The sequence below is a fragment of the Cupriavidus basilensis genome (genome assembly GCF_008801925.2).
GTDB classification, from domain to species: domain Bacteria; phylum Pseudomonadota; class Gammaproteobacteria; order Burkholderiales; family Burkholderiaceae; genus Cupriavidus; species Cupriavidus basilensis.
The window spans coordinates 323,995-336,602 of record NZ_CP062804.1 but is presented as its reverse complement, the minus strand read 5'-3'; the positions used below and the strand labels follow the sequence as shown (position 1 = coordinate 336,602).

Here is a 12,608-nt window from a genome sequence, read left to right as displayed (position 1 = left end):
GCGCGGGCTTCCAGTGCAATAGCTTTGCCAAATGGCGCGCAGCCGCACCTTCCTCGCGTCTCGGCTCAAAACCGAAATAGAGCGCAAGCGCGACAAGGAATGCACAAAGGGCAATGATCGCCAGGGTCTTCTTTGTTTCGGAATCGAGCCAGAACAGATCCCCCTGGAACCAGATCAGGCCGCCCGCGACAATCGCCACGAGCAGATACGAGAATACGTCGGTACGGAATTTAGTCATTTTTCAGAACGTCTTGCTGCGTGTGGTGCTCCGGTGGCGCAAGGACGGCAAACAGGACCCGCGCCTCGCCCTGGACGCCCGCGACATACGGCGCAGCGGACGCAATGGCCCGGTCGAGTGCGAGCACCGCCGCGAGCCACGGCGCAGTTGGCCCGGTGTTGCCGGCAAGGGTGTCGAGCGCAAAGTCAGACGACGACGCCCCATCGCCCGAGCGGCCCGCCGTGCGCAGCGCAACAAGCATCTGCGCCGCGGTACGTTGATCGAGTCCGGTCTGGAGCGTGCCACCCACTGCCGTGCCCGTCGTCCCGCCCCACCTCAACGCGTAGTGCAGGGCACCTTCAGGCGGGGCAGGCGTGTCAGATTGTGGACGGTGAAACCAGCCGGCTACGGCAAGCCGCTCCTTGCGTGCAAGCCCGGCCGGACAGAGCAGCATCATGGCTGCGGCCTCCGCGCTGGCGGGTTCAGGATCAGCCGTGCGGAGCAGGCTGAAATTGGCGCTGATCAGCAGCGTCACCACGTCGCGCAGCGCGGGGGTTGGGCGATCGAGCATCGTATCGACCAGCCACAGCCCGCCGCTCGGCCCGACGACCGGCTGCACATCCAGGCGTGAGGAACGCACGGACGCTGGCAATCCCGCCCAGATCGCTTGAATAGCCTCACGGGAAAGCACGGAACCGCCGATGTCCAGATGGACCTCAACCGGAACCCGGTCCGGAACCGTGCCCAGAACATCGGCAATCTGCGGCGCGAACGAGCGCAAGATCCATTCGAGCACGGCGCCCTGCCGCTCCTCATCGTCAAACGTCAATGCCGCCACCTCGGGCTCCAGGCAGCTGGCGACGATCATTTCGCGGGTGTCCTTTGCCGGGCGGGTCGGCGGGCTCGCGCTGCGCGCGACCATCGCTTCAAACGTGTTTTCCTTCTCATCGATGTGAAGGCGATATCCGGCCGCAAGCACGGCAAGGGGGACGCTCGCCACATCGAACACCATGTCGATATAAGCCTTGTCCACCCTGTTTCTCGATAGTGCCCGGTTCCGACGTTTGTAAAAGTACGAAAAGCGGCGCAGGACAAACGCGCCTGCCAGGCACACGGGGATGACAACCACGCAGAACCAGAACCACAATGTCTGCGTCTTCGCATTGTGCGGCCAGCACCAGAGCGCAAACGCGATCCCGGCCAGCGTCAGCACGATGAACCCGACCGACCAGACAAAGGGCGACGGCCCCCTCTGCGGAACCGGCACCTGAGCCGGCAAGAGCGAGAAATCAACCGCCATCGGCCAACTTGCGCGAGCCGCTGTTCGGCAGCGACGAGATCAGCGCGCACCCACACTCACACAGATGGCCATCCTCGGCGACTTCGAGATTGCCGTCACGAATGTTCGGATTGCCCTGGGCAATGCGGCTGCGCCCATGGACATCGCAGCGCACCGGATCTGTCCGCCGCGCCAGCGCCCGGCCCAGGAATTCGCGCGTGCCGCCACGCAGCACCTCACCGCCACGACTCAGACGATCGCCCTCTCGTATCACGCCAGCCATCTTGCTCTCCTCATCCACATCGCTCAGTCGAAAATCCGCTGCAAATCCATCCTCGCCCTACATTGCCGTGCGGCGCTTTTGACCATCCCTGCCCATCGTGGGCATCTTGTCCACTCGCCGCGCCGCACGCTCGTCCGCCGCACGCTTCTTGGCTTCCTTCTCGACGTCGCTCGTTCCGAACGTATCCGTCGCACGCGTCTGAAAATACAGGGTCGATGACAAAATATGATCGTGCCAACTCGTCAGCATCGTGTCGTGCACCAGCAGGTCGAAGAGCGCCATGACCTGCGGCGGCAGCGGATTCTTGCCACTGGCGCCGTCCTGCCAAGCCTGTGACAGCGCCACCGCCTGCGGACTCAGCATGAAAGCCTCGATCGCCTGTGCGCTCAGTTCCATATCGGCGTCGTAGGGAAGCTCCATACCCTGGCCCAGCTTGCGCATGCGGGCAGCCGACTCCTTCAGGCCGGCCTGCATCGACAGGCGCCGGGCCTGCTCCGCCGCTTCGTCGCCGATACGCTCCCAGACGCTCACCACCGGCTTTGCCAGCACCAACGCCGTGCTGCGCAACGACTGCATCTCAGCGTCACGCGTGGCCTGCATACGGGCAAGCGCCTGTCCCAATGCCTTCGGGTCCATCGGTGAGCGCTTACGCTCGGCCTGATACGCGGCTTCGGCGTCGGCGCGCTGCTGCGACAGCGCCTGATGCGCCTTCTTCACGCCATCGGTCGTGGCCGTCATTGACGCGCGAAACGCCGGCGACTGATACCGCACCGCCAGCCAGCGCAGGAACACCTGCATGTGCTCCTGGAAATTGAGCCCTTTCTCGTGCGGCACGATGGCGCGGTAGGCGTTGATCAGGTCGGGGATCTTGTAACTCGCGGTGCCATCTGATACGGGATGTGCGAGGGTGAGCTTTGTGAAAGTAGGAGCCTTGTATTGAAAGAGATGCTCCATAGTGTCCATCGCCGCACCCGCTATCAATGCCTCGTTCAGCATGTCGCGCAACGCAACGCGCTGGAGTTCCGCGCGGAACCCCATCGATCCCGGCGGCGCCCCACCGGTAATGTCCTCGCTGGTGCCCGGATACAGGTACTGGTCCCCGCGCGTCTTCTCGAGGCTGTCGAGCCGTTGATAGAACCGCAGTTCGTGCGCGGCCGCGAAATGCACGCATTTATGGACAGCCTCCGGAACGCCGAGCGGCTTGTCGCCATAGTTTTGCTTGATCATGCCCACCAGCGGCACGATGCCGAGCAGCTTGTTCTCCGCCATCAACGACGACACGGCATCGAGCAGGCCCAGAAACTTGATCTCGATGGTGTCGCCTTCGATCGCAAGATCGACATCGCTACGCCGGCTGTATCTGCGCACCAGTTCGTTGACGAAGGCCCGCGCAAGAACACCACCGCGATCGGCGCCAAACACGGAAACTTCGATGCGCTGGACCTTGTTCATCGACGACTTGGCGTCTTTATAGGCCGCCTTGAACTGGTCCAGCGCCGCGCTAAGACGATCCTCGAATCCGGTACCGAACAGGCGGGCGACAGCCGCGTTGTCGCGTACCTGGGGAATCGAGTCCATCGCCACATCAACAAATACGCCCTTGGCAACGGACCAGCCTGCCTTCAGCGGATTCTTCCTGATGTCGTACAGCGATCCCCGAACGGCCGCCTTGCCGCGCCTCACCCATCGATCATCCCGTGCCATCGTCAGTACGCGACCCACCTTGTCCGGGATCGTTTTCGCCTGCGCAGCGAGGTCGCCGTACACCTTGGCGACCGGCCGCCACGACATTTCGTCGAGTGCCTCTGATATCGCGCTCTTCATGGCTTTACCCGGCGCTGTCTTCAGGTCAAGCACCTTGTCGACACCAACGATTTTCTGGGCTGTGGATTTCGCCGAGTTAGCGGCTGACTTGCCAACCGCAGTCGCTGTTTTGATCCCTGCCGAGACAATTTCATTGTTGGCCGCGTCCAGGTTCAGCTCCGTACCCAGACCGGAATAATAGAAACGGTACCAGAACTGGTTGAGCATCTTCTGGCGACGCGTATCGCGCATCTCCCGATGCGCTTCCCATAGCCGGCAGATGTTCGAATAGCGTGAAGTCGACGGGTCGTCGTGGTCACGATGGCGACCGAACCCATCGAAGAAGAAGCCCATCTTGATGACCGCACCGCAGCGGATGCAGTCGTCGCTCTTGTACGGCTTGTGTGCCATCAGCATGCCGTCGAGCACCTTGCTTGGGGTCCGATCGGCGGGGTCGATTTTTATCGTTTCAGCCATGGGCGGCTCCTGATTGGATGTGCTTGAATTGGTCACGCTTCAGCTCATCAACGATCGGAGCCGGTAGCTGCTCCATTGCCGCGCCGAACTCACCCGGCTTGTCCTTTGTCTTGGCCAATATATTCTGGACAGCGGGATGCTCGTCGAACTTCGGGTTGACGAGCATCGCGTAGTAGACGTACCAGCGAAGATCTCGCTTATCGGTGAGGCGGTACTTTGTCCATCCCCCCGCCGCAACGCGCGCGGTTTGCCGGAACACAACCGAATCGTGCAGCCCTTTGGGATTGAGTTGTTTGCCGTATGTTCGATCGAGCCACCCCCAGATCTCGTCGTACTCGATTCGCGTGCCTCGCAGGTCATTTCGAAACTCGAATTCGACGTGATCGTCCGGGTAGAAGTGCAGGCCGAGGATGCGTGTTCCGGCTCCGCCTTCGAGTTTTTTTTGCGGGAAGTGCACGCGAGTAACCTTATGGATCTCTTTAAGTGGGCCATAAGGATCCTTCATGAATTCATCCTGATCAACGACATACCAGTCGACCGTGAAATCCGTTCCCTTCAACTTGTAGCAGCAACTGAGGCTTCCCTGACCTGCCCCAGGCATTAGATCACCGCCACCGCCGGCCTTGTTTCCATATTTGTCGGTGATGACGAATCGGTCGAGGTTATACGGTGTGTAGTTGAAGCCCCCAATGCTTAACCCACCATACGTCGGCTCAGACGAAAACGCATCGCATCCTGTAATAAGTGTCAGGGACAGAAGTAGCGCGTAAAAGAATCTGATTTTCATGTTCGCCTCAGCTTGTGGTCTGCATCGTCGTGACCGGGATGGTGACTGTCCGCGTGAAAGAGAGCCGGTCTTTGTGTGCCATCAGCACGCCGTCTATCACCTTGCTTGGGGTCCCGTAAGCGGGGTCGAGTTGTGTCGCTTCAGCCATGGGCGGCTCCTGATTGGATGTGCTTGAATTGGTCACGTTTCAGCTCATCAACGATCGGCGCCGGTAGTTGCTCCATTGCCGCGCCGAACTCACCTGGCTTGTCCTTTGTCTTGGCCAATATATTCTGGACAGCGGGATGCTCGTCGAATTTCGGGTTGACAAGCATCGCGTAGTAGACGTACCAGCGAAGATCTCGCTTATCGGTGAGGCGGTACTTTGTCCATCCCCCCGCCGCAACGCGCGCGGTTTGCCGGAACACAACCGAATCGTGCAGCCCTTCGGGATTGAGTTGTTTGCCGTATGTTCGATCGAGCCATCCCCAGATCTCGTCGTACTCGATGCGCGTGCCTCTCAGGTCATTTCGAAACTCGAATTCGATGTGATCGTCCGGGTAGAAGTGCAGGCCGAGGATGCGCGTGCCGGCTCCACCTTCGAGCTTTGTCGGGGGTAAATGAACCTCTGTAACCTTGTGAATCTTCCGGATCGGCGCGTAGAGGTCCTTGATCGCCTCGTCTGCATCGTAGACGTCCCATTTCACTGTGAAATCAGTCCCTTTCAATTTGTAGCAACAACTAAGGCTTCCCTGACCGGAACCCGGCATCAGATCGCCGCCGCCGCCGGCGGTATTGCCATACCTGTCGTAGACAACGAACCGACTCAGGTTATACGGTGTGTAGTTGAAGCCCCCAATGCTCAACCCGCCATACGTCGGCTCGGACGAAAACGCATCGCATCCGGTGATGAGTGTCAGGGACAGAAGTAGCGCGTAAGAGAATCTGATTTTCATGTTCACTTCAGCTTGCGGTCTGCGTCGTCGCGATTGCGATGGCGATCGAACGCGTGAAAAAAAGAGGCTGATTGCGTGTCCCGTCAGCATGACGTCTAGCATCCTGTTTGGGGCCGGTCAGCATGATCGGGTTGTGTCGCTTTAACCATGGGCGGCTCCTGACTGGATATACTCGAAATGATCACGCTTCAACTCGTCGACTCAGGTTGCATGGCCTGTAGTTAAATACCCCTACACTCAGGCCGTCGTAGGACGGCTCCGAAGAATGTGCATCGCCCCCCCCGGTAGCAAGCATCAATGACAAGGCCAAAAGCCAGAACGATTGCCTTCTCATCTTCACTCCATTCAAGAGCGCTCTCGCGTCTGCCCAAGGATCAACAGGTCAAACAGCGTCATGACCTCTGGCGGCAGTGGATTTCTTCCGTCCAACCCATCCGCCCAGGCCTGAGCAAGCGCCGCGGCTTCCGGTGTCAGAACGGCTGCCTCTATCGTCTTTACGCTCTCGTCAAGGTCTGCGTCGTATGACAACTCCATCCGGCCCTTCATGCTGCGGAGGCGATTGGCTGACTTCTGCAGTTCGGTCTGCAGCGACAAGCGCCAGGCCTGCTCCCGCGCCTCCTTCGCGATACGCTCCCAGACATTCGGGCGGGATAACTCCCGGACCGTCACGTGAAGGGCCCGGGCTTGCGCGTCCCGCGCCGCATGCCATCTGGTCAGTGCCTTGGACAGTGCCACCGGATCGACAGGGGAGCGTCGGCGCTCCACTTGATACGCGGCCTCGGCAACCTTGACTTCCTTCTCCACGGCGAAATGCGCACGCTTTACCTCATCTGCATGGCGCGAGACCATTTCCTCGAACGCGGGCGATGGATACCGTTCTGCCAGCCAGCGCAGGAGTACTTCCATATGGGGCGTGAAGTTGCGGCCTGCTTCGAGCGGCACCACGCTGTGGTATGCCTTGATCAGGTCGGGGACCTGGACGTTGTCCTTGCCGGCAGAGACGGGGTGCGCAAGGCGGAGGCTCGTGAATGACGGACCTTGGTGCCGAAATAGCGCATCCATCCTTTCCAGCAGCGCACCTGCCGTCAACGCCTCGTACAGCATGTCCCGCAGCGTCGCGCACTGGATTCCCATCGGAAAACCCTTCGATCCGGGCGGCGCACCTTCTGTGATGTACTCGCTGGTGCCGGGATAGCGGAAATGTGCACCGCGCGACGGCTCGGCGGTGAACGCATCGCAGCCGGAGACCAGCACCAGGGAGAGTAGCAGTTGCCAGATGGCGACTCGTCTTCCATTCATATGGTCTCAACCTTCCTGGATTCTTCCCGGCACGCGTCTCCGACTAGCGAGAGCGCTTCGGAAAATGAGATGCGCCCATGCGAAGCGGCCAACAACTTCGGATGGATCAAAGGATGCTCATCAAACTGCGGCGAGACAAGGAGCCCCTTGGCTACGTACCAAAGCATGTCCAGTTCGTCGCGCACGCCGTGGCGCCTTGCTCTCTCGACCTGGGTATGGACTGCCAGATACAAGGCATCAGACGACAGGTGTTCCAGCAGCACCCCATAGACTTCGGTGAGCTGCATCGCCACCTTGTCGGCATATCCCAGCGTGTGCAGTCTCAGTTGCTGTTCGTCGGACAGCTGAAGCGGGGCCGCACCGCTTGGTTGGGAGAGCGTATCGCCGCTCCACGCGCTATCCTCGCCGGAGCGGTTGCGATACCAAATCTCGAATGCGACGGATGCAAAGCGCGTCCATTCATCCTGTGTCCAGGTCAGGCGTAGCCGCTCAAGTATCCGGTTGTCGTAGAAATGCAGGTAGAACGCACGCCGATCCGGCAGCGTGTACTCGCAATACCCTCGGAAATGATCGGCGAGTTCTTCCAGCCCATGTGGCGTCCAGATCCAGGTCACCATGAGTCTCTCATCCGAAAACCGCCAGAGGCGCTTGAGCAGTTGGCGAGGCATGTCTGCATCGGTTGCGCCGAGATCGATCTTGATCAGCAGTGGCGCTATGTCCTTGAACGCCGACAGGTCAGTCCCGTCCCAAAGCGCAGCGAACGGTATTGAGTCGAGACGCTCCAGGGCTTCGCGAAGATCGGGCAATCCACGCGTATCGACGAGCGCATACAGGTGGGTCGGCAGATCTAGCTCGTCATACCTGTGACGTGCGGCTTCGACGCGAGACTGGAACGCAGCCCACGGCGAGTCCACCTCCCTTGCGTCCAACTGCTGAGCGATCGCGGTCATATTCAGCCCTTCTCGGTCATGGCTTCGGCGCCGGTATGCGAATTGAGCAGGCACTGGCGGCAAACACCCACCGGAAGCTCCGGCATGGACGGGTTCAGGCTCGCAGGTGCCTGCCACGTGAAGTTGCCGGTCTTCAACGTAATGCTGCCCGGACACCCCAGTTCGATATTGCCGCCTTCGAGCTTGATATAGGCGCCCTGACTGGATAAAGTCAGCGCACCGGCAGACGCCGCATTGAGCTTGCCGTTGACACTCGAGAGAATCATGTCTTTGGAGGACGCGAGCTGCATCTGCCCGGCGTGTGCCGCTGCCGAGAAATCGGCTTTCGCAGCCACGAGCTTGATGCCGTTGTCCTGGGCAAAGATCGATGCGCCCTGCCCCGCGGCAATGGTGATGCGCTTGCCTGCCCCGAGGTCGAGATTCGAGCCGGCCGACGCAATCACATTGCCGTTGGCTGCGAGCTGGATGCTCTCAGCGGTGGCGAGCGCGATCCCCGCCGGTGCGCTCAGGAGAATGACCGCCTGCTGGAGGTTCAGGAGGCGCTGTTCCATCAGGTCACGTTGCCGCGCGATATCTGCCAGCTGTACCTTTGCCGCGGCAGCGCACTCGTTGAGCCGCTGCATCTGTTCCAGCGCGTCGGAGAGAAGATGTTTGGCCGCATCCATTGCGAGCTGCTGCCCCCCCGCATTCGGCTGGTCATCCGCCGAAATGAACAGCCCCTTGCCACCCCGGATCGCGCCCCAACCAGAGGTACGCAGCTCGAACCCTTCACCACGCTTCTGGCGCTCGCCGTTGACCATATGCCCGAGGGTCAACTGGCTTTTGCCAGAATGCTCGGTGGAAAGCTGTACGTGTTCCTCGTCCTCCCAGTCTTCCAGTTCGACTTTGTTGCCGCTCTGCGTATGGATGACATTGCGCGACTGCAAGCGGTCCTGGTTGGTGATCAGGTCGACATGCTGACTGTTGTGATGGAAATGCGCGATATACGGCTTGTTCGGGTTGCCGTCGTGGAACGCAATCGCCGCATCGGTCCCATCGAGCGCCGGGAAGTGAAAGCCGGTCTGGCGCGACCCGGCAAACGGCTTGGCCAATCGCAGCGGCACGCTCTCGCAGCCCTTTGGCCATGATGTATCGAAGTCCAGGTCGAAACGGACCGTGTAGTGGCCCGCCTGCGTCAGATAGGCGTACTTGTACTGGCCCGGCGAGGTCACGCGGGCGCTCAGCGTGCCGTGGATCCTGGGCCATTTGTCTTCAGCGAGCGGCAGCCGGAAGCGCCGGTCCGAGGGGATGGCCTTGAAGGTGTTGCGGTACGCCGCATCGCGCCCGCCGCTGTGCCTGACCTCGATGATCACCAGCCCGTTGGGCGCGTCGGGCAGCACCCGGTCCATGCGCAGGATACGCGATGCTTGCAGTTCCAGCACATTGCTTGCGCCCTCGTAGATCAGTTGCCAGGCGATCGCGGCCTCGTGGCGCAGTTGCGCCTCCCATTTGGCGCCGTCCTTGTCCAGGTGATGGCTTCCATAGACATAGGACTGGCCGTAGGTGGTCTTGTCCTTGCGGGCGATGTTCGCCTCGGCCTGGATGCGCTCCCAGGACTGCTCGGGGTTGTAGTCCGCGACGAGGATCGATTCCGGCACCGTCCGCGCATGGGACTTGAGATCGGTCACGGCCTCGACGCCGGATTCCAGCCCCGCCGTTTCGCGGTACGGCACCCGCAGCTCCGGCAGGTAGATGTAGTGGTCGATGTCGTCACCAAACACCGCCATCTCGCCGAACTTGCCCAGGAGGAAATAGCAGTAGAGGCCTTCCTGCTCCATCAGCAGCCGGATGTAGTCCCAGTCAGACATCTGGTACTGGAGGCGGAACTTGTACTGCGGATACTTGCGGCGCGTCTTGAGGAGAAACTGGTGGCCCTGCAGGCCATGCCGGCGCAGGATTGCCTCGATGATCTGGGGGGCGGTCAGGTGCTGATAGACGCGGCTCGCGCGCGTGAGCCGCAGCCGCGCGACCAGCGGCTCGACCACGATCTCGTAGGCGCAGAAATCATGGGTCTGCCTGGTCTCGGAGAAGCCCGTGATGCAGCCGCCGAACTTGCGCGGCGCCGTGCCGTCGCCAGGATCGATCAGGAATCTTGCGTCTTTGCCGAGATAGTCGGCCCGATCGAGCGGCAACGGGTGCGTCAGCCGGATCGTCACAGTGTACGTGTCGCCCAGGCGTTCCACCGCCTCGAACGACACCACCGACAGCTCGGCGGCGCTGGCCGCGCCGGGCACCTCCAGGAAATACGCCTGGTGTGCACCACCGTAAGCGTGCCGTTGGTCAACCGGATCCGTCATGGTCTTCGCTCCGTTGTCAGCTTGATCGAACCTGACGCAAGACTCTAAACGGCTTTTAGCATGACATAAATGCTGTTTTCACCAAATTTGAACAAAACGCCACTTCTCAAGAAAAATCGTACTTGTCCTATTTATCTTGCATGGCTCTCCATGCTACTAATTGCGGTGCCCTGCCTGACGGATCGTTGTCGAGAGAGTTCGCAAGCGTTGAAATCGGTTGTGTGATTTCGCGCGGCGCCGAGGGATCTGCCACTAGTCACCGTGGCTGTACGCGCAACATCGCGTGGGCGGTCCCGGACTCGGCGACACTGGGCGCGTCTGTGCTATGCCGACTGGAAACGCGCAGCGTATCCGAGGATAGGATGCCAACCGATGAATCAGACCATCTGCACCTGACCTGATGAGGCCGCGTCGGCGGTCTTTTGAACAAGTCAGGCGCTTCTATCAAATGGACTTCATGAAAACGCTGGGAATCATCAAGTACACCTTCCTCGCCATCGGTATCGCGTTGCTGCTTGGCGCTGGCGCCATCGGTCAGCATACGCGTTCGTTCCTGTCGAACGCAGTGAGCACGGACGGCATCGTCGTTGCCCTCGATGCACTGAGCGACCGTGGTTCGACAACTTACAGGCCGATCATTCGCTTCCAGACGCCGAGTGGGAACGTCGAATTTCGTTCGTCGAGCGGCAGCAACCCGCCGCGTTACACAGTCGGCGATACGGTCCCGGTACTGTATTCACCGGATAAGCCAAGTGACGCGACACCCGACGCGTTCTTCTCCCTTTGGGGGGCGGCCACGATCACCGGTGGCATCGGCCTGGTGTTTTTCACCATCGGCGCCGCGATGATCGGGCTGGCACGGCGCTCATCGCGCCGGGAAGCCTACTTGCGCACCCAGGGCGTGCCGGTCCAGGCGCGCGTTCAGGGCATCGAAGAGAACGAGAGCATACAGGTCAATGGACGCTCACCCTACCGCATCACGGCGCAGTGGCAGGACCCGGCGACATCGCAAATCCATCTCTTCTACAGCGGCAACATCTGGTTCGACCCGACCGAATACGTGACGCGCGAACACATCACCGTCCTCTTGGATCGGAAGAATCCGAAGCGCTACCACGTCGACGTGTCGTTCCTGCCGCAACTGGCGACCTGACTCCCAACTCACTGGCAACGGTCGGCGCAATCCACCCAAGACGGGCAGCGAACGAACGTTAAAGTGGATCCACGCGAGGCCGTGAAAGGCAAGGAGATCTGAGTGGCCGGCATCCTCAGCCGCGCCATTCGCTCCCGTGATTCCCGTGCGCAGCGCCAGCACTCGTTCGACACGATCCATGTGCGATGACTGCAGAGCTTCCCTGTCAGCGCCGCGATTTCGCCTTCACGACCCGCCATGTCGGCCAGGCGAATGCCCTGGCAGTGACACCGCCTGCCTAACGACGCAACCCGATTCCATCCTTGGATCCCGGTACGAATCGTCCCGGTTCCCCGAAGCACCTCCTCCATCGAACGTACCTCCGCATGACGCTAAGCGGCTTCTCAAATGCCATAAATGTCGTTTTTACGACTTTCAAAAAATATGACAATTTTTGAGAAAATTCGTACTTGTCCGATTTATCTCGCATGGGTCCCCATGCTACTAATTCTGACTGGCTGCCTTACTGATCGTTACCGCAAGAACTGAAGAGCGTTTAAATCAGAGATAAAAAGGAACAAACGATGGCTGAGAGTTTCCAGAACGAAGTGCCTAAGGCACGGGTCAATATCAAGCTCGACCTGCACACTGGTGGCGCGCAGAAGAAGGTCGAACTGCCGCTCAAGCTGCTGGTGATGGGCGACTACAGCAACGGTCAGGACACGCGGGCGCTCGCCGAGCGTGAGAAGGTGTCCATCAACAAGAACAACTTCAATTCGGTCCTCGCCGACTTCAACCCGAAGGCCAGGATCGCCGTCGAGAACACCCTGGTCGGCGACGGCACCGAGCTGCCGGTTGACCTGGACTTCCGCTCGATGGACGACTTCAAGCCGGAAGTCGTCGCCGGGAAGGTGCCCGAGCTGCGTGCGCTGATGGCGGCCCGTAATCTGCTGCGCGACCTGAAGTCGAACCTGCTCGACAACGCGATGTTCCGCCGCGAACTGGAAAAGATCCTCAAGGACCCGGCCTTGTCCGAGCGCCTGCGCGCCGATCTGCAGAAGATCGGCGAAGCCGCGCCGGCCTCACCATCCGCCCAATAAACGTCTTCCT

The 12,608-nt window shown here is 60.4% G+C and carries 11 protein-coding genes; 2 read left to right on the top strand and 9 right to left on the bottom strand.

Annotated features, from left to right (window positions below):
• Positions 1–230 precede the first annotated feature (230 nt).
• From F7R26_RS22425 to F7R26_RS22385, 9 genes are all read right to left on the bottom strand, one after another.
• Positions 231–1,517, bottom strand: a complete 1,287-nt coding sequence (locus F7R26_RS22425; RefSeq protein WP_150984388.1) for a hypothetical protein — start codon at positions 1,515–1,517, stop codon at positions 231–233.
• Positions 1,507–1,779, bottom strand: a complete 273-nt coding sequence (locus F7R26_RS22420; protein ID WP_150984389.1) for a PAAR domain-containing protein — start codon at positions 1,777–1,779, stop codon at positions 1,507–1,509. The genes F7R26_RS22425 and F7R26_RS22420 overlap by 11 nt, the downstream gene beginning before the upstream one ends.
• 57 nt (positions 1,780–1,836) lie before the next feature.
• Entirely contained in the window at positions 1,837–4,059 is a 2,223-nt protein-coding gene (locus tag F7R26_RS22415; protein ID WP_150984390.1) for a DUF2235 domain-containing protein, read from the bottom strand.
• Entirely contained in the window at positions 4,052–4,846 is a 795-nt protein-coding gene (locus F7R26_RS22410) for a DUF3304 domain-containing protein (protein WP_150984391.1), read from the bottom strand. The genes F7R26_RS22415 and F7R26_RS22410 overlap by 8 nt, the downstream gene beginning before the upstream one ends.
• 7 nt (positions 4,847–4,853) lie before the next feature.
• Positions 4,854–4,994: a hypothetical protein gene (locus tag F7R26_RS22405; RefSeq protein ID WP_170301758.1), complete on the bottom strand. Its 141-nt coding sequence runs from the start codon at positions 4,992–4,994 to the stop codon at positions 4,854–4,856.
• On the bottom strand, positions 4,987–5,781 hold the full coding sequence (locus F7R26_RS22400) for a DUF3304 domain-containing protein (protein ID WP_150984392.1): 795 nt from the start codon (positions 5,779–5,781) through the stop codon (positions 4,987–4,989). The genes F7R26_RS22405 and F7R26_RS22400 overlap by 8 nt, the downstream gene beginning before the upstream one ends.
• A 345-nt stretch (positions 5,782–6,126) precedes the next feature.
• Positions 6,127–7,080: a hypothetical protein gene (locus tag F7R26_RS22395; RefSeq protein ID WP_150984393.1), complete on the bottom strand. Its 954-nt coding sequence runs from the start codon at positions 7,078–7,080 to the stop codon at positions 6,127–6,129.
• On the bottom strand, positions 7,077–8,030 hold the full coding sequence (locus F7R26_RS22390) for a DUF4123 domain-containing protein (RefSeq protein ID WP_150984394.1): 954 nt from the start codon (positions 8,028–8,030) through the stop codon (positions 7,077–7,079). The genes F7R26_RS22395 and F7R26_RS22390 overlap by 4 nt, the downstream gene beginning before the upstream one ends.
• Positions 8,031–8,032: 2 nt before the next feature.
• A complete protein-coding gene (locus F7R26_RS22385) occupies positions 8,033–10,366 on the bottom strand; it encodes a type VI secretion system Vgr family protein (RefSeq protein ID WP_150984395.1) in 2,334 nt (777 codons plus the stop codon).
• A gap of 448 nt (positions 10,367–10,814) precedes the next feature.
• Here F7R26_RS22385 and F7R26_RS22380 point away from each other — a divergent pair, with 448 nt between their 5' ends.
• Both F7R26_RS22380 and tssB read left to right on the top strand, forming a co-directional pair.
• Complete coding sequence (locus F7R26_RS22380; protein ID WP_170301759.1) at positions 10,815–11,519, top strand: DUF3592 domain-containing protein; 705 nt, start codon at positions 10,815–10,817, stop codon at positions 11,517–11,519.
• A 563-nt stretch (positions 11,520–12,082) separates the two neighbouring features.
• Positions 12,083–12,598, top strand: a complete 516-nt coding sequence (gene tssB, locus F7R26_RS22375) for a type VI secretion system contractile sheath small subunit (protein ID WP_150984397.1) — start codon at positions 12,083–12,085, stop codon at positions 12,596–12,598.
• Positions 12,599–12,608: the final 10 nt, after the last annotated feature.

Bases quoted from the DNA above. Each gene is read 5' to 3' on its own strand.
- F7R26_RS22425 (WP_150984388.1), bottom strand. From the start codon at position 1,517: ATGGCGGTTGATTTCTCGCTCTTGCCGGCTCAGGTGCCGGTTCCGCAG.
- F7R26_RS22420 (WP_150984389.1), bottom strand. From the start codon at position 1,779: ATGGCTGGCGTGATACGAGAGGGCGATCGTCTGAGTCGTGGCGGTGAG.
- F7R26_RS22415 (WP_150984390.1), bottom strand. From the start codon at position 4,059: ATGGCTGAAACGATAAAAATCGACCCCGCCGATCGGACCCCAAGCAAG.
- F7R26_RS22410 (WP_150984391.1), bottom strand. From the start codon at position 4,846: ATGAAAATCAGATTCTTTTACGCGCTACTTCTGTCCCTGACACTTATT.
- F7R26_RS22405 (WP_170301758.1), bottom strand. From the start codon at position 4,994: ATGGCTGAAGCGACACAACTCGACCCCGCTTACGGGACCCCAAGCAAG.
- F7R26_RS22400 (WP_150984392.1), bottom strand. From the start codon at position 5,781: ATGAAAATCAGATTCTCTTACGCGCTACTTCTGTCCCTGACACTCATC.
- F7R26_RS22395 (WP_150984393.1), bottom strand. From the start codon at position 7,080: ATGAATGGAAGACGAGTCGCCATCTGGCAACTGCTACTCTCCCTGGTG.
- F7R26_RS22390 (WP_150984394.1), bottom strand. From the start codon at position 8,030: ATGACCGCGATCGCTCAGCAGTTGGACGCAAGGGAGGTGGACTCGCCG.
- F7R26_RS22385 (WP_150984395.1), bottom strand. From the start codon at position 10,366: ATGACGGATCCGGTTGACCAACGGCACGCTTACGGTGGTGCACACCAG.
- F7R26_RS22380 (WP_170301759.1), top strand. From the start codon at position 10,815: ATGGACTTCATGAAAACGCTGGGAATCATCAAGTACACCTTCCTCGCC.
- tssB (WP_150984397.1), top strand. From the start codon at position 12,083: ATGGCTGAGAGTTTCCAGAACGAAGTGCCTAAGGCACGGGTCAATATC.